Below are 25,471 nucleotides of genomic sequence, written 5' to 3'. Positions count from 1 at the left end.
AGTAATCCTTTTGATTTTTCAGTCCTGCTTTCCATTACAAGCCCAATGAAAAATTGGGGCTTTCCATTTCAATCACGTTTATTTAACAAAGGTAAGTTGCTTTTCGGGCGCTTCCCAACATATCGATTGGAGCGCAGCGGTACAACAATCTTCAATATGGCCAATTACAATGATTTCTCGGCTACGCTCGAAATGACGTCATATATTCCCGTCATCTCGATTGGAGCGCAGCGGAATAGAGAGATCTTTGACCAATAGTTTTTTATTACAAAGATTTCTCGGCGATTTTCGGAGCTACAATCACACTTCTTCTGTGATTTCTGTGTTTCTGTGGCAATTTTATTTTTCCTTGAAAACGTTGGTTCAGTAATCCTTTTGATGTTTCAGTCCTGCTTTCCATTGCAAGCCCAATGAAAAATTGGGGCTTTCCATTTCAATCACGTTTATTTAACAAAGGTAAGTTGCTTTTCGGGCGCTTCCCACCATCTCTATTGGAACGTAGCGGAATAAAAATCTTTACTTACGGCTAATTACAAAGATTTCTCGGCTACGCTCGAAATGACGTTATATATTCCCGTCATCTCGATTGGAGCGCAGCGGAATAGAGAGATCTTTGGCCAATAGTTTTTTATTGCAAAGATTTCTCGGCCATTTTCGGAGTTACAATCACATTTCTTCTGTGATTTCCGTGTTTCTGTGGCAATTTTATTTTTCTCTGAAAACGTAGGTTCAGTAATCCTTTTGATTTTTCAGTCCTGCTTTCCATTACAAGCCCAATGAAAAATTGGGGCTTTCCATTTCAATCACGTTTATTTAATAAAGGTGAGTTGCTTTTCGGGCACTTTCCACCATCTCGACTGGAGCGCAGCGAAACACCATCCCTAGATATTTTTATTGCCAATTACTTTAAAAAATTCATCGCGATAGGTATCACCAACTGGTATAATTTTTTTGTTTATTGTGATTCGACTTCTTTCTATGCTTTCAATTTTATCAACCGCAACAATGTAAGATTTGTGCACTCTGATGAATTGACTTTGAGGTAAAGCTTCTTCCATTTTCTTCATACTTTGAAGCGTAATTATGCGCTCATCCTTAGTAAAAATAGAAATGTAATCTTTCAATCCTTCTATATACAAAACATCATGAAGGTATATTTTTTGAATCTTATGCTCTGTTTTAACAAAAATAAAATCCTGAATGGGGTTTGGAGAACCAGAAAATGGGGCAGCGGTAACTAAAGGCTGTATTTGTGGTGGAGCTGCATCGGCTGGTTTAGTTTGGTTGTGAACTTTCTCCACAGCTTTGTAAAAACGGTCGAATGCAATGGGTTTTAACAAATAGTCAGATACATTTAAATCATAACTTTCCAGGGCATATTGAGGATAAGCCGTGGTTAAAATATAATTGCATTTGTTCCCTGCAATTTTTAAAAACTGTATTCCGGTTAATTCTGGCATCTGTATATCTAAAAACACCAAATCGATACCGCCACCCTGAACAATTTGTAAAGCTTCTATCGGATTTTCGCATCTTTTAACCATTGTTAAAAAGGGTACTTTAGATATGTAATCTTCCAAAATATCAAGCGCTAAAGGCTCATCATCAACAACAATACAGTTCAAATTCATTTTATTCGCTATAATTTAATACAATGGGATATCCGGTTTTAGGATAAATTTAAATATCTATCATTAACTCGCAATTGTAATGCGTAGCCGAATTTACAACATTTAATTTATATCTATCAGGATAGATAAGTTGCAAACGGCGCTCAACATTAGGTAAACCAACACCGCCTTGTGCATCTTTATTCTGATTATTCTTTTTATTGATTACACTAAAATGCAGAATCTTTTGGTTGGCAATAATATCGATTTTTACAGGTTCGGATGGGTCTGTAACCACACCATGTTTAAAAGCATTTTCTACAAAGGAGATTAACATTAAAGGCACAATTTTCTGGTCATCAATTTCGCCGCTTAAAGTCATTTCGACGTATGCGCCATCTTTAAACCTAATTTTTTGTAGCTCAATATAACTTTTCAAATAATCTACTTCCTTGCTTAATGATACTGTTGGCGTATTACTTTCATAAATCATGTAGCGCATAATTTCCGAAAGTTTCATTATCGCATCGGCAGTTTTATCAGATTTCTGATAAGCCAAAGAGTAAATGTTGTTTAAAGAATTGAATAAAAAATGAGGGTTTAATTGCGATTTTAAAAACTGAAGTTCCATTTCCCGGCGTTCACTTTCCAGGTTACGCTGAATACGTTCTGTGGCGAACCAGTCAATGACAAAGCTAATAATGGAACTGCTGACCAAGAAAAATCCGTTCGAAAAAACAGTATTTACTGCATACATATTAACTGAGAATTCACCAACTTTACCATCCATTTTATACTTTAATAGTTCTTCAGGATTAAGTACTGCTATAACTGTTTTAATTAATGTAGCTGCTGCTATTAATAATATGAATGAGATAATAAACAACCGATATTTTTTACTTTTCTTTATAAATTCTGGTATCAGAATGATATAGTTAATATAGAAAATGGAAACATTAATTACTCCCATAACTCCAAAAGATAAAAGATAATCTTTCAACGTACGTGGCTCTGAATCGAAGAATAATACCATACCAATAATCAACAAAACTAAAAACCAAAAAACGGTATGTAATATTAAAGGTCCTTTACTTTTTTTCATATTTAAAATTATAGGAATGTAGGTTTTAACCCTACAACAAATCATGCAACCAAAATAAATAAAGAAAGTTGTATTTAATCACACAATCTACCAACGGGCATTTTTTTTCTACGAACGGTTTATCGGGCAAAATTTATCGACGAACGCCAAATCTGCCTGTTTATCTATAATCTTTAACGCTTGGTATAATAGATTTTAGCACGATTGTTTTCTTCTGTTTCTTTGAACTATCAAAACAAAACGATATGAACACGTCAGCAGTAAATACATCAAATAATAACTTTTCACTTACCGCTGATAGTTCTATAGCAATTAACCTAACTCAACCAATCATGAAAAAATTAGCAAACACTTCGCCATTTTTACTTTTATTATTACCTGTATTTATGATGATTGTATTAACGCTTACCGTAAATACGAACCAAAATAAAAATGGTGAGATGGTAGTGAAACCTGCCAAAGCATCAACTTCAATTGTAAAACAAGCTACTGCTATTTTTAAATAGTATGAGCAATTTTGCAATCGAAACGGTAGGGTTAAATTATAATTTCGGTAGCCAAACCGTAGTTAAAGATTTATCTTTACAAGTACCTTACGGAAGTATTTATGGATTTTTAGGTCCGAATGGCGCCGGTAAAACCACTACAATAAAAATCTTACTAAACCTGCTCCAGTCACCTGCTGATCAGGTTTTTGTTTTTGGTAAAGAAATTAACCGAAACCGAATTGCAACTTTAAAACGTGTTGGTGCTTTGGTAGAACAGCCTGCTATTTATGGGCATTTAAGTGGCAAAGAAAATCTAATAAACCGTTGCATATTATGGGTATTAAAAAAAGCAAAGCTGATGAAATGCTTGCTTTGGTGGGTTTAACAGACGCTGCTAATAAAAAATCGAGCAAATATTCATTAGGAATGAAACAAAGATTGGGCATCGCTTTGGCATTGGTTTCCGACCCAGAATTGCTATTGTTAGATGAACCAACTAATGGTTTAGACCCAAACGGAATTATTGAAGTTCGAAATTTGATGATAGATCTTGCAACTAAGCACAATAAAACCATACTGGTTTCAAGTCATTTATTAGCCGAAATAGAGCGAACGGCAACCCATGTTGGCATTATAAATAAAGGGCAATTATTGTTTCAAGGTACAATAGACGAGCTTCATCAGTTAAGCAAACCCATGTTAGAAATTGATGTAAATAATGTTGAACAAGCATCTGCTTTTCTGCTACAATCTGGTTATGAAATTGCAGAACAAACCAATACTAAAATTATCATCCCCTTTAAAAACGCAAAAGAAAGTGGTGATTTAAATACATTATTAGTTCAATGCGGGTTCACGGTTTCCAGCCTTTATCAAAAAAGAAAAGACTTAGAAAATCTGTTTCTTGATATCACTAAAAACAATTAACATGCGCTCTTTATACATTTCTTTAGTCTCCGAATTTTACAAATCAAGAAAAACACTTGCATTTTGGGCTGCAATTTTACTCCCATTGGTTATTTGTGGCTTAATATCTTTCGGTTTTTATAGCGGTTCTGAAAAGATTTTGAAAATGCAGTATCCAGCATTAATGCTTTGGATTAGATATATCGGCGCTGCTTTAGGTGTTATGGGCGTTTTGATTATGCCGTTCTATGTTATTTTTATGGCTTTCTCGGTAAACAACATCGAGCATAAAAACGATACCTGGAAAACACTTTTTGCACAGCCACTAAATAAGCTTTCTATTTATGCGGCCAAATATATTTATGCAGTTGTACTAATATTTATCTGCTTGCTGTTATTTGCATTGTTTACTTTTTTGTTTGGTCACTTATTACAATTTCTAGTTCCAGAATATAATTTTTCAGGCTACGATCCATCCATGCTTTTGGTAAAATTTTATTCTAAACTTTTTTTAGCCTCGCTTGGTATTCTCTCTATACAGTTTATATTAAGTCTTATCTGGTCTGATTTCTTAAAACCAATGGGTATCGGCTTTATTGGTACAATTATGGGCATTATAGCCGGAAATGTTGGCTGGAAATACGCTTATTTAATTCCTTATAGCCATCCTTCAATCGTTTTAAACAGCAGTACTGCATCTAAAAAATCAGTAAATATTAGCGATTTTCCAATTTTCACACAAGAGATAATTACCAGTTTAATTTACGCCATTGTGCTTTTCATCATTGGCTATTTCATCGTTTCTAAAAAGAGTATCAAGTAAATATGTAATAGATTTTTTTGGAAAGCAATTTCAGTTTTCCAATTAAGGTCAGTCCTTCTTTACACTACAAGTCCGCTGCCGATGAAAAATCGGCATTGCGGGCTTTTCGTTTCAATAAGGTTTAGCTTACACAGGTATATTGGTAAATACTCAATTTCTTCCGCTCAGAATTCAACTTATTGGTTGTGTAAAAATCTCATTGTAAAGCTATTAAAAGCTGTATAAAGTGTATTTTTAGATTCTAATAATCAAACCTAACTAAAAAGAAATGATAAAAAGATTTACTACTACCGCATTTGCCTTAGGCTTATGTCTGTATGCGTTTGCGCAAGAGGCACCTGATGCAGCAATCGTGTCAAAAATCAGAAAAGAGGGGCTGGAAAACTCAAAAGTAATGGAGATTTCTTTCAACCTAACTGATGCCAACGGTCCACGCTTATCAAACTCACCCGGATTAAAAAGAGCACAAGATTGGGCAATGAAACAATTAACAGAATGGGGTTTAAAAAATGCGCACTTAGAAGCTTGGGGTAATTTTGGCAAAGGTTGGCAGGTAGATAAATATTATGCGGCAACAACATTACCGTATTATCACGCCATTATTGCATCGCCAAAGGCCTGGACACCAGGAACCAACGGGCCAATAAAATCAAACGTAGTATTAATTAAAGCAGATAGTGTTGCCGATTTGGCTAAATATAAAGGCAAACTAGCAGGTAAAATTGTAATGATGGATGCTGGTGCGCCACTTACGAGTGGAATCAAACCTGATTTTATGCGCTACGCGGATAGCACGCTAGCCAAAATGGCTGAGGCGAAACCTGCAGCTGCTGGTCCGAGAGGTCCACGCCCGGGCGGAGCAAATAATGCAATGGCGCAAATGATGAAGATGCGTGAAGTTCGTGCAGCAATGGGTGCAATGCTTGTTGAAGAAAAGGTTGGCTTAATTTTAACGTATGCACGTGGCGGACAAGGAACTTTCTTTACCAGCAATGGTGCTTCTTACGCTATGGATGCAAAACCTGTATCACCTGAATTAGAAGTTGCTGCAGAAGATTATTTGCACATTTTACGTTTGTTACGTGCAGGTAAACCTGTAGAAATTGAAGCTGATGTTAAAACTTCATTCTATGATCAAGATCCCCAAGGATATAATGTAATTGCAGAAATTCCTGGTACGGATAAAAAGCTTAAAGATGAGTTGGTTATGATTGGTGGTCACTTCGATTCTTGGCATGCAGGCACTGGTGCAACAGATAATGCAGCAGGTTCTGCGGTGATGATGGAAGCCATGCGCATTTTAAAAACATTAGATTTTAAACCAAAACGTACCATCCGTATTGCCCTTTGGAGTTCTGAAGAGCAAGGTTTGTTCGGTTCGAGAGGTTATGTGGCAAAACATTTTGGTGATCCAAAAACGATGGTTTTAACACCCGATCAGAAAAAAATATCGGCTTACTACAATTTAGATAATGGTACAGGTAAAATTCGTGGCGTTTATTTGCAAGGAAATGTAGCCGCTGGACCAATTTTTCAAGGCTGGTTAACGCCATTTGCAGATTTAGGCGCTACCACAATTACCGCTAGCAATACCGGCGGAACAGATCATCAGGCATTTGATGCTGTTGGTATTCCGGGTTTCCAGTTTATACAAGACCCAATGGATTACAATACCCGTACGCACCATAGCAACATGGATACATACGATAGATTAGTTGAAGATGATTTGAAACAAGCGGCTACCATTGTGGCTTCATTTGTTTACAATACTTCACAACGTGATGCTCAAATTCCAAGAAAAGAATTACCAGCGGCACCAGCTGCTGCAGCGGCAGGAACTACAGCGCCAGTACGCAATTAATTGTAGCTATTTTTAAAATCGAAAAAGGCCTCCATTATAAAATGGCAGGCCTTTTTTCGGGATTGTTTTTCATAAATCCTAACTACAGCTAAATAGTACGAATGGTCGAGCTTGTTGTCATCCAAGCAACAACTTTATTTAGAGAGTTATTTAAAATTAAATTTGCAGTAATTATAAATAACGTTGAATCAAACTCAAATCTCTCTTTAATATTATACGCTATTTTAATTTACCTTTTTTCATCACAGTTTTCAAACACTATTGTTGATATACGCTTTCCAGCAATATCAGAATCATCATTTTAATGATGATCTGAGTGGCTGTTTTAGTTAAGGTGTTTGAGAGTGTGCTGAGTAAGCAATATTTTTATTTAATTATGATCTTTTATTGTTAAGCGAAAATTTGCTTTTTAAAGCAGTTCCTATATTCGTCAGTTATTATTGGTTTGCTTGCACCAAATTTAGATGTATGATACAATACGTTTCAGGCTCGAAATACCTTTTTTAGCAGGGTAATTTTACGGTATTAAGCAAGGCTATTTAACGGTTGTTTATTCGGGTATTTATCACCATTTTTAATGTCTTAATAACCAAACTTAATGATGATAAAAAATCCTCCCACTAATGAGAGTGCAGATAATACAATCCCCGTAGATATAGCAAAAAAAATGACGGCCGCTTTCAGAGCAAGTGAAAAATCAGATAGTACAAAATATACAAAAGCAGCATGGTTTCCGGCAAGTCAAATCACCTCATTAGCAGAAAAGGTTGCCAAATTTGGAGGTGACGGCGTTAGGATTTATTTCGGCAGGTATACGCAGGATATTATTGATTGCATAAACAAACTTGGTTATGGCGATGAAATTCCTTCATCTTACGCGGAGATGAACACTTTACTTTTTGTTGTTACAAAAGATATTGATGGCAAACCAAGAACAGATTATTTTATAGATAAGCTATCGGACGATAGCCATTTCGCAATAACAAAAAAAGTTGGAGATGCACCAAGCTCAACTGACCCTGATAATAGAGCAAAACTTTGCCCGGATGAATGCGATGACGGTAGCGAATTGATGAATTAATTTTCTCAATGACTGATTTTTTTATATCTGATAAAGAGCAAATACTTTAGGAATACTTATGTTAGATGCCAATACACTAGAAGTCATTTGCCTGATTTTTTCTTTAATTTTCTTGACTAAAGACAAATCAAGATTTTGGCTTATCACGATCGCATATTTGGTAGTTGTAGTTATTACAGAGCTTTTTGCAAAATATTGTGGTAGAACTTACCACAATAATTTATGGGTTTATAACATATATACAATATTTGAAGCCGGCTACATTTGTTATGGGCTATATTATTTTATAAACGATTACATTAACCTAAAGAAATTCTTAATAGCTACTTACATTTTAATCATTGCCATATTTTCATACTTTACATTTAGATATGGCATTTTAGCATACAACGCCGTAACAGTGAGTATCATGTCTGTTATCTTCGTTATTTATACGCTTTTGTATTTTTACCTATTGTTAAAGGATGAGAATTACGTAGATTTAAAATTCCATCCTGCATTTTGGTGGATTGGTGGGGTTTTAATTTTCTATTTCGGAGGAACGATTGCAAACATTTTCGACGAGATTATCCAACAAAAGTTTTTAGGCAAATACAACACCCGCGTGATTATCTACTTTACATTAAATTTATTTCTATACGGTTTTTGGTCTTATTCCTTTACATGCAGAGCTCGCCAACGGAAAATATGTCCTTGATTTTATTGGCTTCATTAGTTTTTCTACTGATGCCATTCTTTCTGTTGATATATATTCGATCTTACAACAAGCATAAAAAGAACCATATTGTTGAGAAACAGCATATGCAGCAAAGGTTCGAATCTGAAATTTTGAAAACTCATATCGAAGTTCAGGAACAAACCATGCAAACTATCGCTACTGAATTACACGATAACATTGGTCAGATATTGAGTTTAACTACCTTAACATTAAATTCAATTCATATTCCTGAAAACGAAAAGGTGTCAGCAAAAATTGGCAACTCGCTTTCTTTGCTAAACAAATCGATAAAAGAAATTAGAGAACTGGCCAAGATACTACACGGCGAACAGATTGTAGAATCTGGTATTGGCAATGCAATCGACCAGGAAATTAACTGGCTGAAGAGAGTAGGGGGTTATGAACTTAAAATAAATAACGATTTACTTGATTTAAAAGTCTCATCGCCAGATAAAGATTTAATCATTTTAAGGCTGTTGCAAGAAATTATCAATAACATTATAAAACATGCGCAGGCAACTTCAATTCAGATAGATGCATTCATAAAAAATGAAATTCTTTTATTAATAGTAAAAGAAAATGGCATTGGTTTTAACTATGAAGAAGCTAAAAATAAAAAGGCAGGAATGGGTTTAGCTTCTATTCACAAAAGAATTGAAATGATAAAAGGTAAAATTGATGTAAATTCAACTTTTGAAAAGGGTACATCTATTTTTATAGAAATCCCATATCCTTAAGTTATGGAAACAGAATCTTTATCTATCGGTATTGTTGATGATCACACACTTTTTCGTTCAGGCTTGGCTAATTTATTGTCCGAATTTGAAGAAATAAATGTGGTATTTCAGGCTACAAATGGTTTAGATATGCAAAAGCACCTAAAATCGCATCCCAATGTTCAGGTAATTCTTATGGATATTAGCATGCCGCTTATGGATGGATATGCCGCCACACAGTACATCAAAAAGGAATGTCCCAAAGTTAATGTATTGGCCTTAAGTATGTTTGAGGATGAAAAAGCCATCATCGGGATGTTAAAAGCCGGTGCCGGTGGTTACATGCTTAAAGAATCTACACCACATGATTTGGTTATCGCAATTAAAGCTGTGGTAGAAAAAGGCTTTTATATTAACGATATGGTTTCTGGCAGACTGCTTTTATCTTTAAAACAAGGCGAACCCAAACCGCTTATTACCGAAAAAGAGCACACATTTCTACAACATTGCAGCACTGAGCTCACCTATAAAGAAATTGCTGATTTAATGAATATAAGTCCGCGGACTGTTGATAATTACAGAGAATCGCTATTCGCAAAGCTTAACATTAAAACCAGAACAGGTTTAGTAGTATATGGTATTAAGCACGATTTGATAAAAATCTAATCTGCCATTTAAGAGCAGAATTCATAGAAGACAATTCGAGAATATTTTCCATTTGTACGTTACTTCACCCTATCAAAGGTTTTGCTTTGGGTAGTGTTGAGCACGAGGCTGTATCCTAAATCAATTTATCCTTGAATCTTGTCACGTTGAGCTTGTCGAAACGCCAAAAGGCAATTTTCGCAAATCCTTCGACGGGCTCAGGATGCACTTACCGTTCAATAACCCTTACCTTTCAAAGGGTGAGGTTATAAGTTTTACAAAACGATCTTTCAAAAACTAAACCTTCAATTTTTTCTCAAAAAATAAATTCTAAAAAACTTGCACAACTAATTAATTAGTTTTAACTTTAATGTACAGTCGTTGTTCGGCTGTTCCTATAATTAATACAAACAATGGATATTAAAGATTTAACCAAAGCCGAAGAACAAATTATGCAAGTTCTGTGGCAGTTGGAAAAAGCATTCGTTAAAGAGGTAATTGACGAGTTGCCGCTTCCGAAACCGGCATACAACACGGTTTCAACAATCATTAGAATTTTAGAAACGAAAGGATTTATCGGTCATGAGGCTTTTGGTAAAGCGCATCAGTACCATCCTTTGGTAAGTAAAGAAGAGTATAAGCGCCATGTTACCGAAAAATTACTAGGTAATTATTTTGAAAACTCGGTAGAAAGCATGTTCTCCTTTTTCGTTAAGGAAGAAAAGTTGGATTTAAGTGATGTGGATGAAATTTTGAAAATGATTAATAAAATTAAACACAGACCAAGATGAGTTTTGCCCATTACCTTCTGCAGGTAAACTTATATCTGATTGTTTTTTATGGCTGCTATAAATTGCTATTGGATAAAGAAACCTATTTTACGCTAAATCGTGTGTACCTGGTTGCTGCTGGTATCTTATCGCTTTGCATACCTTTTATCCGCCTGGAATGGCTAATGGAGCAAAAGGCTGCACAGCAAGTTTACACAACCGTAAAATGGGATGCCGTATTGCAGCAAGCTACAATTGTTACAGAAGCACAAGAAGGTATTAATTGGGCAAATTTATTGGTTTATATTTACTGTGGCGGTATTTTGTTCTTTACCTGCAGACTTATATATAATTTATTTGCTGTTAATAAATTGATTAGAAATGCAAAAGAAGGTTCGGCATTTTCTTTTTTTGGCAAAAAAATAATCGATGCAGAATTACCTCAAAGCAATGTGATCGATATTCATGAAGAAGCGCACATTAAGCAATGGCATACTTTGGATATCCTATTTTTCGAGATCATTGGCATCATAACATGGCTTAATCCGGTAATTTATTTCTATAAGAAGGCCATAAAAAATATTCATGAATTTTTGGCTGATGAGCATGCGGCAGAGTTTCAAGGTGATAAAACTGAATATGCAATGTTAATTTTGAGTAAGTCGTTCGGCATAAGCCCGAATGCACTTACCAGTAATTTCTTCGAAAAATCACTAGTAAAAAAACGGATTTACATGCTTCATAAAGAGCGTTCTAAGAAGATTGCGGTAATGAAGTATGGAATTTTTATCCCGTTATTTGCGCTACTCATAGTTTTCTCTTCGGCAACAATACGTAAGAATGAAAAATTGCTATCCATTTCAGAACAAATTCCATTGGAAAAACCAATTGATTTGGTTCAGGAAATTGTAACCAAACCACTTGAAGTTACCAATGATACAAAACCCGAAATAAAGGAAATTGCTAAAAACGTTCCGGTAGAAAAGGACTGGAAAGCGTTTTACGAATTCATAAGTAAAGAAATTAAATATCCTAAAGAAGCACAGGAAAATGGTTTGCAAGGTAATAGTCAGATTAAATTCACCATCAAAAACGGTCGTGTAAACAATTTAATTAACAATGTTGATTTAGGTGGCGGCTGCGATGAGGAAGTAATGAAAGCAATTGTTTCGTATAGCGGCTTTAAAAATGTGGATAATGGAAAATATGCAATAAAAGTAGGATTCCGTTTGCCGGAGTTAGAAACCACAATTAGCAATCAAAATATTCCAATTGCAAACGGTTACAAGGAATTATCTCAATTAAATATTACTGGTCAAAGTTTAGCTCCTTCAAATACAGATGATAAGAAAATTTATGATTTTGTATCGATAGAAAAGCAGCCTGAATATGTAGGCGGCATGAAGAAATTTTATGAGTATTTGGGTAGAAGTATTAAATATCCAACCTTAGCTCAGCAAAACAATGTGCAAGGAAAAGTTTGGCTTTCTTTCACAGTAGAAAAGGACGGAAGTTTATCTAACATCCAAATAACAAGAGGGTTAGGAAGTGGAACAGATGAAGAAGCTCAAAGGGTTTTGGCGGAATCTCCTAAATGGTTACCGGGCATTCAAAACAGTAAGCCTGTTCGTGTTAAATACAACATCAACATCAATTTCACATTAAACGACTTAACCGAGCCTACCAAAGCTATTGATAACGCGGTTAGCAATCAGGGAAAGGTTACCAAATTAACGTTTAGTGGTGTAAACAATTTTGATGGCACAAAAAATCCGCTAATTGTATTGGATGGCGTCATTCAAGGTAATGATGCGATAACAAATATAAAGTCAGAATCTATAGCATCTATTTCTGTATTGAAAGATCGTGCTGCTACAATTTCTTATGGAGCTAAAGGCAAAAATGGCGTTTTAATTGTTACCACAAAAGCTGCTGCAGGTCAGATTTTTAGAAATTTAAACGCTCATGAATTGTTAGTTGACAAGACTTCACAAAATGAATTAAAATTAAAGTTTTAGGTATGAAAAATATATTTATTACAGTTGCCTTAATGTTGTTGATGGTTAGCAATAATTTTGCTCAGCAAACTTCTGAATTAACAAAAGCAGCAAGTTCAAACGCTACTAAAAAGCCAATTTATGCTGTTAATGGAATAGTGCAAAATCCAAATATAGATTTCTCCATTGCAAGTTTAAATCCGGAAACCATATCAGAAATTATAATTGTAAAAGGTGAAAACGCTGTCGCTTTATTTGGATCTGACGCTACTTTTGGTGCCGTAGTTATAAGCACAATTTCAGGCAAAGGAACAGCGGCGAATAAGGTACTTGAAAGCAAAATTGCACTTCTAAATAATATAAGTAAATTGAGTAATCTATCCTTTACTCCAAAAACAGATACAACTGCTTCTATAAAATCTAACAAAGATTTCGGTCTCGCTTTTCGAGGTATTAATCGCCCATTAAATTATAATGAGCCTATGTATATTTTAGATGGGAATAGAATAGATAAGTGGGAAATGGATGCTCTTGATACCAAAAATATCAAAGACATAACCGTATTAAAAGATAAAGCTTCAATTGAACTTTATGGTCCGCTAGCGAGTAATGGTGTAATTCTTATAACCACAAAACCCAAACCAATTCTTAAAGCCATAGAAAAACCGGTAGAGAAAAACTAATCTCAAAAGACCAATAAATTTATTGAATTAAACAAAGTAATTCAGCTAAAATGCTGGGTTTGGAAATTCTTTTGCTAAAAAAATAAAAATTGCCAAAAATAATACATAGCTAAATTTAAAAAGAAAATGAAAAAATTATTGATTTTACCGGCTCTGCTTATCACTATGATGATATGCAGCCTTGAAAGTAAAGCACAAAAAGTGTACGATTTTGTTTCTGTAGATAAAGTACCTGAATTTCCTGGTGGTATGAAAGATTTTTATGATTACTTAGGAAAGAATATTAAATTTCCGGCAAAGGCGAAAAAGGATAATGTACAAGGGAAGGTTTGGTTATCGTTTGTTGTAGAGAACTCTGGCAAATTAACTGATATTACTGTAACAAGAGGATTAACTAAGGAAACCGATGCAGAAGCAGTAAGAGTGTTTCAACAATCGCCTAAATGGAATGCAGGAATTGTTAAAGGAAAGCCTGTCCGCGTAAAATATAATATGAATGTTAACTTTAAACAAAGCTAAATATCATCTATTTATAGAAAACACAAAGCCCCGACAAATTGCCGGGGTTTTATGTTTTCTCTCCTGTCTCGGAACACTAAATTTATAAAATCTTTAATGTATATACAAATTTTACAGAATAAAATTTCTAATTATAGAAAATATTATTATGCTAACATACTATTTTCGAGGTTCGCACAAATTATTATTTGCTAAGGTGTTTAAGTATGAAAGGTACTTAACTTTATAATTGGCGGCAGACATGCTTTTACAAAAGAATGAATCTCTTATAGATTATTTAAAGCTTGCTTTATCGCATTGTCGTTTTGATTTGCAGCTTTATAATAACCAACATCTCCAAGGTAGTAACGGCAAAGTAATGCTTTTAAGTCATTAAGAATTACAGCCTTCGAATTGTACAGTTGAAACCTATCTATCTGGACATTTCTGCGTTGTAAAAAGCCAATAAAATCTTTAAAATCTAAATCATTTAAGTTAAATACATTAATATTCTGTTCTACATAGGTAGAACTATATTTATTGGTAAGGATATTGAAAACATAATCTGACAGCACTTTTTTGCTCACCAAACTGCCATAGAATTTATTATAACCCGTTGTATCCAGTTTAACAAAAATATCTGGAAGAATACCGCCGCTGGTTTTCGGTTTCTTTATTTGAGAAATATTTACACCGTCATTCTTTTCGATAGAATCTTTAAAGGAAGTTAAATCGCCGGTTAATTCACCATCGTTCATACGTTCATCAAGTTCATGCTTGTAAGCATCATAACCTTTTTTATAAGATTTTTGAATGCTTCGGCCCGATGGTGTATAATATCTGGCAATGGTTAAATTTAGTGCAGATCCATCATTGAAAGAAAACTGTTCTTGTACCAATCCTTTTCCAAAAGAACGGCGGCCAATAATTATACCTCTGCCTAAATCCTGAATGGCACCTGCAACAATTTCACTTGCTGATGCTGTATTTTCATTTATTAGAACTGCAAGTTTGCCTTGCTGAAAGGTTCCTGTTCCGGTAGAAAAATAATCTGTACGCGGTTCGTGTTTACCTTGTGTGTAAACAATCAATTTATTTTCTGGCAAAAACTGATCGGCCAATCCGGTAGCAGCACTAAAATAACCACCACCATTATCGCGTAAATCTAAAATCAGTTTTTTCATCCCTTTCGATTTTAGGTTTGAAGCTGCGGTAACGAAATCGCTATCTGTATTTGCGCCAAATTTACTAATACGAACATAGCCGGTTTCAGGGTTAATCATGTAAGCTGCATCAATACTGCTCACATTAACCTTGCCTCTGGTTACCATAACGCGGTTTGGCAACTGACTACCATTATGCATCAAAAGTACATTAACACCACTTCCAGCCTTACCTCTAAAACGACCGCTTAATTTATCTTTAGGTAAATTTCTTCCACTTACTATAGTTGTATCTATACTTAAAATTTTATCGCCAAGTTTAATACCGGCTTGGTATGCTGGCCCGTCTTTTATAACACCAGTAACCATCATGGTATCGTTTAGCATATAATATTCTATGCCAACACCCTCAAAATTTCCTTCCAAATCATTTTGCATATCTTCTGCATTAGAAGGAGGAAGGTAAACACTGTGCGGATCCAGCTGATGTAAAACGCTATCTATTGGTAGGTTTTGTAAAGAATCTGTATTGATATCATCTACGTAATTACCGTTAATGATGTGTAGAATTTCATCAAGCTTATCAGAGTTTTCTGCAAGTCTTGCGGGTTTCTGTACGCCGTAACCCTGATCTTTAATAAATTTTATACCCAAATACATACCAACTATTAAAATTACTGAATAGCTTAAAGCGATAAGGATGTTGTTTCGGGTATTCTTTTTCATTGGCGTTATGCAAATTTATCAAAATTAGCGAGTTGATTAAATTTTAACTGTGTTTTATAGTCTTTTGTTTCTAATATTTAACAATAATTAACTGGCAAAAACTTTTCAGTAAATTAAACACACTTATTTTTTGGTTTTTTTGCACAGTTTTTAAAAAGAATTTACCGAATTTTATCAAAATTAAATTTATGGATAGAGTTACCGAGCACGAATCCAATTATAACCACATCGAAAAAATGTCGGTATTGGAAGTTTTGCAGGGCATTAATAACGAAGATAAAACTGTTGCATTTGCAGTAGAAAAATCATTGCCTCAAATAGAAAAATTAACCTCGGCCGTTGCCGAAAGAATGAAAAAAGGCGGTCGTCTTTTTTATATTGGCGCAGGTACCAGCGGCAGATTAGGTGTTGTAGATGCATCGGAATGCCCGCCAACTTATGGCGTACCTTTCGATTGGGTTGTAGGTATAATTGCCGGCGGCGATACCGCGATTAGAAAAGCTGTGGAATTTGCTGAAGACGATGCCGAGCAAGCCTGGAAAGATTTGCAGGAATTTAACATCAATGAAAATGATTGTTTAGTTGGGTTGGCAGCATCTGGCACAACTCCTTATGTTATTGGAGGATTAAATACTGCTCGTAAAATTGGTGTTTTAACAGGTTGTATTGTTTGCAATACTGGCGGTCCAATTGCTGCAGAATCTGATTTTCCGGTTGAAGTTGTTGTAGGGCCAGAATTTATTACAGGTTCTACCAGAATGAAATCAGGAACAGCACAAAAGCTTGTTTTAAATATGCTAAGTACAACGGTAATGGTTCAACTTGGGCGAGTTGTTGGTAATAAAATGGTTGATATGCAGCTAACCAATAATAAATTGGTTGACAGAGGAATACAAATGGTAGCTGATGAATTGAATATTGGTTACGAGGAAGCTGCAGAACTTTTGACAACTCACGGAAGTGTACGCAGAGCCGTAGAGGCAAAACAAATTCATTAGAAAAATGATTGATTAAGAGGATTTTGAATGTCGGAATCGCTCGAAAACATTCAACATTCAATAAATCATTCATTCAAAATTAAAGTTACATGCACGAAATAGAGCCTTATTACCAGTGGAGAGATGATTATATTTCGGCAGAAGATGAGCGTTCTCCTTTTTATAATACCGAATATTCGGAAATATATTTTGATAAGCAGATTTATAACTTTTTGTTACATCCCCAATGGGATGAATTTGGCTCTAATACGCTCTATATGAAAGTGTTATATGCTGATTACGACAGAAGTTATGCAATTATAGAATTTATTGGTGAATGGAATGACGCGATAAATAATGATATTATGCTTATGAAGCGGGATATTTTAGAACTGATGATGGATGAAGGTTTAAATAAATTTATCTTGATAGGTGAAAATGTGTTAAACTTCCATGCATCTGATGATAGTTATTACGAGGAATGGTTTCAGGAAGTTGAAGATGGGTGGATAGTTGGTATTAATTTTCAGGAACATGTAATTCGGGAATTTAAAGATAATAGCATTGACTATTACATTAATTTCGGAGGGGCTTTTGATAACCTGCCTTGGCGAACCCTAAAACCGCTGCAGTTCTTTAAAAAAGTTGAAGAGCAGCTGACAAAAAGATTAAATTAAATAAGTATGTTTAACTGATGCCTACGTTATTCATAGTTTTTGGACTTCGTTTTTTCTTTTATTCCAATGAGCATCTGCCAATTCATGTGCATGTCAGAAATTCAGATGGAGAAGCTAAATTTGAAGTAGAAGATGTTAAACTTGTCAGTAATAAGGGGCTGAAAAATAAAGATGTAAACCTTGCACAATCTTTGATAGAGGAAAACAAGGAAATTATTATTGCAAAATGGATTGAGTATCATGGAAAGTAACATAAAAGTTTGGTTTCAAAATAATCATATCTTCATTAAAACTTTATCAGGAGAAAACAAAAGTCATCCATTAACTTGGTTTCCAAAACTTCTAAATGCAAGTGATGATGAAAGACAAGATTACCAAATATCCCCTTTTGGCATACACTGGGAAAAATTAGATGAAGATTTAAGTTTTGAAGGCTTCACATCATTTACCAAATAATATAAAATAGACAAAATAAAATGGAACAACAAAATTATCAATATCAGGATAACAGTGTTTTTGTACAAGAAGGCTCTGTATCTAAAAAATTCTTTGCAAATGTTTTCTTGTGGATGTTTGTAGCATTATGTTTATCAACGGTTGCGGCATATTTATTCGGAACAAACGAGCAGTTAATGCAATATTTAATGACGATTAATCCAAACACAGGAAAAGTTGGTATGTCGATTTTCGGCTACATAGCCATGTTTGCACCGCTAGGTTTGGTTTTATTGATGGGATTTGGCTTAAGCAGGTTATCATTACCAGCCTTAATTGGTGTTTTCGTGCTTTATTCCGTATTAACGGGAATCAGTTTAAGCTTTATACTTCTGGCCTATACATCAGGTTCTGTTGTAAGTTGTTTTGCTGGTGCGGCGGGTATATTTGGAATTATGGCCGTAATGGGTTATACCACAAATGTCGATTTAAGTAAATTCGGACCAATTTTAATGGTTGGCGTAATCGGTTTGGTTATTGCTACGGTTATCAATATGTTCATCCAAAGTGAAGGTTTCAGTTTATTTATGGCATACATTGGTATTGCAATTTTTACTGCATTAACTGCTTATGATGTGCAAAAAATCAAACGCATTGGTGAAGGTATTGAAGCAAGTGGCGAGCAAGTTCTAGCTGTAGAATCTAAAAAAATGGCTATTGTTGCAGCATTATCTTTATACTTAGATTTCTTAAACATTTTCCTTTTCTTGTTGCGTATTTTCGGAAGCAGAAAGTAATCAATAACAAAACAATATTCTAAAGGCCATGCAATTTTGCGTGGCCTTTGTAATTTTATTTGGTACCAAAGCGATAAATTTTGGAATTGATGATGCTTTGTTGCATTTTTGTACCGCTTATAAAGAAAGACGGAGGGATTAGACCCAACGATGTCTTAGCAACCTGTGCCAACAAGGTGCTAAATTCTATCCCGATTTATCGGGAAAAGATAAGTTTAGGATTAAAATCATTTTCCAACTTTTTAATAAGCCATTTTAGAGATTTGAGAAATTAGATTTGAGATTACAGACATAATAAATGTTTTATAAATTCTCATATCTCACATCTCCAATCTCACATCTAAAAACAGAATGAGCATTAGAGAAGAATTAGAAAAACGTGTTTTGGTGATTGATGGTGCGATGGGTACCATGATTCAGCGTTATACTTTAACCGAAGAGGATTTTAGAGGCGAACGATTTAAAAATCATCCCTGCGATGTGAAAGGCAATAATGATTTGCTAAACATTACACGCCCCGATATTATAAAAGCAATACACTTGGAGTATTTGCAAGCAGGTGCCGATATTATCGAAACCAATACCTTCAATACGCAAAGAATTTCTATGGCTGATTATCAGATGGAAGATCTTTCGTATGAAATGAGTTTTGAAGGAGCCCGTGTTGCCAAAGAAGCTGTAACCAAATTTATGGCAGCAAATCCGGATAGGAAATGCTTTGTTGCAGGAGCAATTGGTCCTACAAATCGTACCTTATCTATGTCGCCAAATGTAAACGACCCTGGTTACCGGGCGGTTTATTTTGATGAACTGGAAGCAGCTTATTATGAACAGGTTCGTGGCTTGGTAGATGGTGGCTCTGATGTACTTTTAATCGAAACAATTTTCGATACGCTAAATGCTAAGGTTGCCATTGTTGCCATAAAAAAATATGAAGAAGTAATCGGGCGGAAATTAGAAATTATGATTTCTGGTACCATTACCGATGCTTCAGGAAGAACATTATCCGGACAAACTGCTGAGGCTTTCTTAAATTCTGTTATGCATGCCAAACCTTTGAGCATTGGTTTTAACTGTGCTTTAGGTGCTAAAGAAATGCGTCCTCATATCGAAGAGTTGGCTGCAAAAGCGGGTTGTTATGTATCGGCCTATCCAAATGCGGGTTTGCCAAATGAGTTTGGTGCTTATGATGAACAACCGCATGAAACTGCTCACCTGGTAGATGATTTTCTTGAATCTGGTTTTGTAAATATTGTAGGTGGTTGCTGTGGTACAACGCCAGAACACATCAACTGTATCGCCAAAAACGCCAGAAAAACATCACCAAGAAAAATCCCTAAAATTGAGCCATTTATGCGCTTGAGCGGATTAGAACCTGTTACCATTACGCCTGAAAGTATTTTTGTAAATATTGGCGAACGGACTAACATCACAGGTTCTCCAAAGTTTTCTAAATTAATACTGGGTGGCGATTATGAAGCCGCACTTGCAGTTGCCTTACAGCAAGTTGAGGGTGGTGCGCAGGTTATTGATGTGAACATGGATGAAGGAATGTTGGATTCGGAAGCTGCAATGACTAAATTTTTGAATCTAATTGCTTCAGAACCGGATATTGCAAAATTGCCCATCATGGTCGATTCATCTAAATGGTCGGTGATAGAAAACGGCTTGAAATGTTTGCAGGGGAAAGGAATTGTCAACTCAATTTCTCTTAAAGAAGGCGAAGATAAATTTAGAGAAAGCGCTCGCAAAATTATGCAATACGGTGCTGCGGTTGTGGTTATGGCTTTTGATGAACAAGGGCAAGCCGATAATTACGAACGTAGAAAAGAGATTTGCAAAAGAAGCTATGATATTTTAGTAAACGAAATTGGCTTCCCGGCAGAAGATATCATTTTCGACCCTAATATTTTAACGGTTGCAACCGGTTTAGAAGAGCATAATAACTACGCTGTAGATTTTATAAATGCCACAAGGTGGATAAAAGAAAACCTTCCTTATGCAAAAGTAAGTGGTGGTGTTTCAAATATATCATTCTCATTTAGAGGAAATAATACCGTACGTGAGGCCATGCACTCTGCATTCTTGTACCATGCCATTCAGGCTGGTTTAGATATGGGCATTGTAAACGCTGGTATGTTGGAGGTTTATCAGGAAATTCCACCCGAGCTTTTGGAAAGGGTTGAAGATGTTTTGCTTAATCGAAGAGATGATGCTACCGAACGTTTGGTAGAATATGCTGATACCATAAAAAGTAAAGGCAAAGAAATTGTTCGGGATGAGGAATGGAGAAAAGGAACTGTTGAGGAAAGGCTCTCTCACTCCCTAGTAAAGGGAATTGTTGAGTATTTGGATGATGATGTTGAAGAAGCTCGACAGAAATATGCTCGTCCGATTCAAGTTATCGAAGGTCCGTTGATGGATGGAATGAACATTGTAGGCGATTTATTTGGTGCCGGAAAAATGTTCCTTCCTCAGGTTGTAAAATCGGCAAGGGTTATGAAAAAGGCTGTTGCCTACTTATTGCCTTTCATCGAACAGGAAAAATTAGATAACCCAGACCAAAATCAAAGTTCATCGGCAGGGCGTGTTTTAATGGCAACTGTAAAAGGCGATGTACACGATATTGGAAAAAACATTGTGGGTGTAGTTTTAGCTTGTAATAACTTCGAAATTGTTGATATGGGCGTGATGGTTCCTGCTCAGGAAATCATCAAAAAAGCCAAAGAAATTAATGCTGATATTATTGGTTTAAGTGGATTAATTACCCCTTCTTTGGATGAAATGGTTCATTTTGCCAAAGAAATGGAACGCGAAGGCTTTACCATACCATTAATTATTGGTGGTGCAACAACATCCAGAATTCATGCTGCGGTTAAAGTTGCTCCAAATTATTCAGGACCAGCAATTCATGTTTTGGATGCTTCGCGAAGTGTAACCGTTTGCAGCACCTTGATGAATCCTGAAACTAAAGATGATTATGTTGCAGGCATAAGAGCCGAGTACGATAAAGCCCGTGAAGCACATTTAAATAAGCGCTCTGATAAACGTTTTAAAACCATAGAAGAAGCAAGAGCAAATAAATTTAAAATAGATTTCCAACAAAACCTACCTGCTCCACTATTTACAGGAACTCGTGTTTTTGATAACTATCCATTGGAAGAATTGGTTCCATACATCGATTGGACGCCTTTTTTCCACACTTGGGAACTTCGCGGAAGCTACCCTAAAATATTTGATGATAAAAATGTTGGTGATGAAGCAAAAAAACTTTTTGCCGATGCGCAAACTTTATTGCAACGCATTTTAGATGAAAAATTATTAACAGCAAGAGGCGTAATCGGTTTTTGGCCTGCAAATGCAGTTGGAGATGATATCGTTCTTGATCTAAAAGGTATAATGGAAAATGGAACTGCAAACCTATCATCCAATTCACAAGTTTTGGATGGAAAAAGTAAGATTGAAAATGGAACTGCAAACCCATCATCCAATTCACAAGTTTTGGATGGAAAAAGTAAGATGGAAGATGGAACTGAAGACCGATCATCCCTTTTACATCATCCATCTTCCATCACCATTCACACCCTTCGCCAACAGGCAGAGAAAGTAGATGGTCAGCCATATTATGCTTTGTCTGATTTTATTGCACCGAAAGAAAGCGGAATTCAGGATTATTTTGGTGGATTTGCAGTAACAACAGGTATTGGTATTGATGATTTGGTAAATGAGTTTGAAGCAAATCACGATGATTACAATAGCATTATGGCTAAAGCTTTAGCAGATAGGTTAGCAGAAGCCTTCGCCGAACGAATGCATGAGCGTGTACGAAAAGAGTTTTGGGGATACGCCAAAGAAGAAAATTTGAGCAATCAAGAGTTGATAAAGGAAGAATATGCAGGTATTCGTCCGGCACCAGGTTATCCCGCTTGTCCGGAACATACTGAAAAAGGCACTTTATTTAATTTACTCGATGCTGAAAATCAAATTGGCTTACGCTTAACCGAAAGTTATGCGATGTATCCAACCGCTGCAGTTAGCGGGTTTTATTTTGCCCATCCCGAATCAAGATACTTTGGTTTAGGAAAAATCACAAAAGACCAGATTGATGATTATGCAGCCAGAAAAGGAATGACAATAGAAGAAGCGGAAAGATGGCTTAGTCCGAATTTGGCGTATTAGTTTGTTGTCGGTTTTCTGTTGTCAGTTACCGGTTTGGAAGTTTAGTAAGGTGTATTAGTTTGTTGGCGGTTTTCTGTTGTCAGTTAGCGGTTCGGAAGTTTAGCAATGCATATTAGTTTATTGCCTATGATTGTTGAATTTTTAAGACTGCATAAATGACCAAAACATAGTTAGATGCTATGAAATTAAAATAATGGAAAAAGAAAAGAAAGCATATACAGATTTAGACGTTTGGAAAGAAGCGAGGGTTTTAGCCAATGAAGTTTATAATGCCACAAAATTATTTCCTAAAGAAGAAATGTTCGGCTTAATAAGTCAAATGAGAAGATGTGCCGTATCCATCGCATCGAATATTGCAGAGGGCTGTGGAAGAAACCACTCTAAAGATAGCATTCAATTCTTTTTTGTTTCCAGAGGTTCTTTATATGAATTGGAAACTCAGATTTATATCGCATCTGACCAGAATTATATAAATGAAACATTGGGGAAAGCTTTGCTATCGAAAGTAGAAATTACAAGAAAATTATTGAGTGGCTTCATCAAATATTATCAAAATCTTGCTAAATAACTTTTTTTACTAGCATCTATAAAGAAACAAAAATCCATAACAGTGTAACAAAGCATCCAGACAGGCAACTAAAAACTGGTAACCCGCAACAGATTAAATTAGCATCCAGACAGGTAACTAAAAACTGGCAACCCACAACAGAATGAAAATCACCGACCATATAAAAAACGCAAAGGGTAAAACCTTATTCTCTTTCGAGTTATTACCACCAATTAAAGGGCAAAGCATTCAATGGATATATGATGCTATTGATCCGCTTTTGGAATTTGAACCACCATTTATTGATGTAACATCATTAAGAGAAGATTACATTTATAAAGAACAGGAAAACGGCTTACTGCAAAAAGTTTCTTACCGAAAACGCCCGGGAACCATTGCCATTTGCGCCGCAATTATTCATAAATACAAAATCGATGCCGTTCCGCATTTAATTTGTGGAGGTTTTACCAAAGAAGAAACTGAAAATGCTTTAATTGATTTGCAGTTTCTAGGTATTGATAACGTTTTAGCTTTGCGTGGAGATGCCCGTGCCGCCGACAATTCTTTTGTGCCAACTAAAGGCGGTCATTGTTATGCTACCGATTTAATTGAACATATAAAAAATCATAATGAAGGTAAGTTTCTGCATGAAGATATAGAAACTTTCAAAAGCGATTTCTGTATCGGCGTTGCCGGATATCCTGAAAAACATTTCGAAGCACCAAATCTAAATACAGACTTCAAATTCTTGAAGAAAAAGGTTGAAATGGGTGCCGAATTTATTGTAACGCAAATGTTTTTTGATAATCAGAAGTATTTCGATTTCGTAAAAAAATGTAGGGAGAATGATATCAATGTGCCTATTATTCCAGGTTTAAAACCAATAAGTACACTTTCTCAATTAAACGTATTGCCAAAAATTTTCCATATCGATTTACCTGAGCCATTATGTGATGCATTATCTCATGCAAAAAACAATAACGAAGCGAAAGAAATCGGTACCGAAGCCATGATAAAGCAATGTAAAGAACTTATGGATTTTGGCGTTCCGGTACTGCATTTTTACACTATGGGCCGACCAGAACAAACCAAACAAATTGCAAAAGCTATATTTTAGCTTTTGCAATTAAAAACCTGACACAACTTTAACGAATATTTTTTTGCTAACAAGAAGTTGATGTTATATTTGTTGTAATGAAATCAGATGCTTTAAAATATGTTCTAATATGTTTTTTTGTAGCAATGCTGCTGCTTAAAACAACTGGCGTAGCATCTGCTTTTATTGACTCCATTAAAAATACGGAATGTAATATTGCTAATCAGGATAGCGCAGAGAAAGAGGAGAAGAAAATTGAATCAGAATATTTCGATAACCAATTGTTTTCTGTTCAGCATATCAAAATACCTGTAATATTAAAAGTTAAAAAGGATTATCAAACCAATAACACTCTTTTATCTTATTTCCCAGAGGTTTTAACACCTCCACCATCTCGTATTTCCTAGCATCTATTCAAAAACATTCCTATATCGGTAAATTATCCCGATAGGTATTTCTATTCACATTTTAATAATTTATATAAACTTATGAAACGAGCAATTTCATTATCTTTTGCTGTATTTTTACTATCAGCATCTTTAAAAATTAGCGCACAAGAAATTGGGCAAACCAATATTCAACCACTAAATAATTCTGTTTCTATTGTTGCTCAACTGCAGCCGGTTAGCTTCAATTATGACTCAAAATGGGCAGAGAAATTAAAGTTATCAGATAAATCTCAAATGGGATTTGTGGCTAGCGATGTTCAGAAAATTCTACCCGCTCTAGTAAGAAGGCAAGCTAAAGATTATCCTTCAGGAAAAAATGCTTTTAAAACAGCAACCGTTTCTACAGTAGATTATGAAAGCCTAATACCGCTTTTAGTTGGTAGTATTAAAGAGCAGCAACAACAAATTGAGCAATTACGAGCCGAGGTGGATTCCTTGAAATCAAAAAATACAAAGTAGATTTTTATTGTATTATGTGGTTTGGCCGGGGTTTTATTACCTCGGCTTTTTTTATTTCTAAGTGTGTA

General features: G+C 35.3%; 26 protein-coding genes and 1 riboswitch. Of the genes, 23 read left to right on the top strand and 3 right to left on the bottom strand.

All coding sequences use genetic code 11. From position 1 onward, the window contains the following. Positions 1-881: 881 nt before the first annotated feature. Positions 882-1,631 carry a LytR/AlgR family response regulator transcription factor gene (locus D7004_RS18975; protein ID WP_123207396.1) on the bottom strand — a complete coding sequence of 250 codons (750 nt, stop codon included), beginning with the start codon at positions 1,629-1,631 and terminating at the stop codon, positions 882-884. 49 nt (positions 1,632-1,680) lie between these two features. Then, a complete protein-coding gene (locus tag D7004_RS18970; RefSeq protein ID WP_167459539.1) occupies positions 1,681-2,712 on the bottom strand; it encodes a sensor histidine kinase in 1,032 nt (343 codons plus the stop codon). 245 nt (positions 2,713-2,957) lie between these two features. Here D7004_RS18970 and D7004_RS18965 point away from each other — a divergent pair, with 245 nt between their 5' ends. The 13 genes from D7004_RS18965 to D7004_RS18910 all read left to right on the top strand — a co-directional run bounded on the left by D7004_RS18965 (position 2,958) and on the right by D7004_RS18910 (position 13,919). Continuing rightward, positions 2,958-3,218: a hypothetical protein gene (locus tag D7004_RS18965; RefSeq protein WP_123207395.1), complete on the top strand. Its 261-nt coding sequence runs from the start codon at positions 2,958-2,960 to the stop codon at positions 3,216-3,218. 1 nt (position 3,219) lies between these two features. After that, entirely contained in the window at positions 3,220-3,585 is a 366-nt protein-coding gene (locus tag D7004_RS20885) for an ATP-binding cassette domain-containing protein (protein WP_208646885.1), read from the top strand. Beyond that, positions 3,534-4,127, top strand: coding sequence for an ATP-binding cassette domain-containing protein (locus tag D7004_RS18960; RefSeq protein WP_208646884.1), 594 nt, complete (start codon positions 3,534-3,536; stop codon positions 4,125-4,127). The genes D7004_RS20885 and D7004_RS18960 overlap by 52 nt, the downstream gene beginning before the upstream one ends. A 1-nt stretch (position 4,128) precedes the next feature. Then, a complete protein-coding gene (locus tag D7004_RS18955; RefSeq protein WP_123207394.1) occupies positions 4,129-4,929 on the top strand; it encodes an ABC transporter permease in 801 nt (266 codons plus the stop codon). A gap of 268 nt (positions 4,930-5,197) precedes the next feature. Next, entirely contained in the window at positions 5,198-6,790 is a 1,593-nt protein-coding gene (locus D7004_RS18950; protein ID WP_167459538.1) for a M28 family metallopeptidase, read from the top strand. A gap of 598 nt (positions 6,791-7,388) precedes the next feature. After that, entirely contained in the window at positions 7,389-7,871 is a 483-nt protein-coding gene (locus D7004_RS18945; protein ID WP_148042840.1) for a hypothetical protein, read from the top strand. A gap of 58 nt (positions 7,872-7,929) precedes the next feature. Continuing rightward, positions 7,930-8,568: a hypothetical protein gene (locus tag D7004_RS18940; protein WP_123207392.1), complete on the top strand. Its 639-nt coding sequence runs from the start codon at positions 7,930-7,932 to the stop codon at positions 8,566-8,568. Positions 8,569-8,699: 131 nt separating this feature from the next. Then, positions 8,700-9,326, top strand: coding sequence for a sensor histidine kinase (locus D7004_RS18935; RefSeq protein ID WP_167459537.1), 627 nt, complete (start codon positions 8,700-8,702; stop codon positions 9,324-9,326). A gap of 3 nt (positions 9,327-9,329) precedes the next feature. Further along, entirely contained in the window at positions 9,330-9,971 is a 642-nt protein-coding gene (locus D7004_RS18930; RefSeq protein WP_123207390.1) for a response regulator transcription factor, read from the top strand. Positions 9,972-10,363: 392 nt separating this feature from the next. Next, positions 10,364-10,741, top strand: a complete 378-nt coding sequence (locus D7004_RS18925; RefSeq protein ID WP_123207389.1) for a BlaI/MecI/CopY family transcriptional regulator — start codon at positions 10,364-10,366, stop codon at positions 10,739-10,741. After that, entirely contained in the window at positions 10,738-12,738 is a 2,001-nt protein-coding gene (locus tag D7004_RS18920; protein WP_123207388.1) for a M56 family metallopeptidase, read from the top strand. The genes D7004_RS18925 and D7004_RS18920 overlap by 4 nt, the downstream gene beginning before the upstream one ends. Before the next feature lie 2 nt (positions 12,739-12,740). Next, positions 12,741-13,400: a TonB-dependent receptor plug domain-containing protein gene (locus D7004_RS18915; protein WP_123207387.1), complete on the top strand. Its 660-nt coding sequence runs from the start codon at positions 12,741-12,743 to the stop codon at positions 13,398-13,400. 126 nt (positions 13,401-13,526) lie between these two features. Beyond that, the gene (locus D7004_RS18910) at positions 13,527-13,919 is read left to right on the top strand and encodes an energy transducer TonB (RefSeq protein WP_123207386.1); all 393 of its coding nucleotides are present in this window, start codon (positions 13,527-13,529) and stop codon (positions 13,917-13,919) included. A 266-nt stretch (positions 13,920-14,185) separates the two neighbouring features. Here D7004_RS18910 and D7004_RS18905 read toward each other — a convergent pair whose 3' ends face one another. Beyond that, entirely contained in the window at positions 14,186-15,787 is a 1,602-nt protein-coding gene (locus tag D7004_RS18905; protein ID WP_123207385.1) for a S41 family peptidase, read from the bottom strand. A 188-nt stretch (positions 15,788-15,975) separates the two neighbouring features. On the opposite strand from D7004_RS18905, the gene murQ reads away from it, so the two are divergent. The 10 genes from murQ to D7004_RS18855 all read left to right on the top strand — a co-directional run bounded on the left by murQ (position 15,976) and on the right by D7004_RS18855 (position 25,403). Further along, entirely contained in the window at positions 15,976-16,785 is an 810-nt protein-coding gene (gene murQ / locus D7004_RS18900; protein ID WP_123207384.1) for an N-acetylmuramic acid 6-phosphate etherase, read from the top strand. 89 nt (positions 16,786-16,874) lie between these two features. Continuing rightward, on the top strand, positions 16,875-17,441 hold the full coding sequence (locus D7004_RS18895; RefSeq protein WP_123207383.1) for a hypothetical protein: 567 nt from the start codon (positions 16,875-16,877) through the stop codon (positions 17,439-17,441). A 17-nt stretch (positions 17,442-17,458) separates the two neighbouring features. Next, positions 17,459-17,692: a DUF4160 domain-containing protein gene (locus D7004_RS18890; protein WP_123207382.1), complete on the top strand. Its 234-nt coding sequence runs from the start codon at positions 17,459-17,461 to the stop codon at positions 17,690-17,692. Continuing rightward, positions 17,682-17,897, top strand: a complete 216-nt coding sequence (locus tag D7004_RS18885) for a DUF2442 domain-containing protein (protein ID WP_123207381.1) — start codon at positions 17,682-17,684, stop codon at positions 17,895-17,897. The genes D7004_RS18890 and D7004_RS18885 overlap by 11 nt, the downstream gene beginning before the upstream one ends. 20 nt (positions 17,898-17,917) lie before the next feature. Further along, positions 17,918-18,673: a Bax inhibitor-1/YccA family protein gene (locus D7004_RS18880; protein WP_123207380.1), complete on the top strand. Its 756-nt coding sequence runs from the start codon at positions 17,918-17,920 to the stop codon at positions 18,671-18,673. A gap of 114 nt (positions 18,674-18,787) precedes the next feature. After that, a riboswitch (SAM riboswitch) is annotated at positions 18,788-18,889 on the top strand. A 135-nt stretch (positions 18,890-19,024) separates the two neighbouring features. After that, positions 19,025-22,852, top strand: coding sequence for a methionine synthase (gene metH, locus D7004_RS18875; RefSeq protein WP_123207379.1), 3,828 nt, complete (start codon positions 19,025-19,027; stop codon positions 22,850-22,852). Positions 22,853-23,045: 193 nt separating this feature from the next. Continuing rightward, entirely contained in the window at positions 23,046-23,420 is a 375-nt protein-coding gene (locus D7004_RS18870; protein WP_123207378.1) for a four helix bundle protein, read from the top strand. Positions 23,421-23,562: 142 nt separating this feature from the next. Next, positions 23,563-24,516: a methylenetetrahydrofolate reductase [NAD(P)H] gene (gene metF / locus D7004_RS18865; protein WP_123207377.1), complete on the top strand. Its 954-nt coding sequence runs from the start codon at positions 23,563-23,565 to the stop codon at positions 24,514-24,516. A gap of 77 nt (positions 24,517-24,593) precedes the next feature. Then, a complete protein-coding gene (locus D7004_RS18860; protein WP_123207376.1) occupies positions 24,594-24,902 on the top strand; it encodes a hypothetical protein in 309 nt (102 codons plus the stop codon). Between the two features lie 81 nt (positions 24,903-24,983). Further along, on the top strand, positions 24,984-25,403 hold the full coding sequence (locus tag D7004_RS18855; protein ID WP_123207375.1) for a tail fiber domain-containing protein: 420 nt from the start codon (positions 24,984-24,986) through the stop codon (positions 25,401-25,403). Positions 25,404-25,471 lie beyond the last annotated feature (68 nt).

This window comes from Pedobacter jejuensis (genome assembly GCF_003725795.1).
GTDB lineage: Bacteria > Bacteroidota > Bacteroidia > Sphingobacteriales > Sphingobacteriaceae > Pedobacter > Pedobacter jejuensis.
Note: the sequence above shows the minus strand (reverse complement) of the source record. Positions and strands in the feature narration are given on the sequence as shown.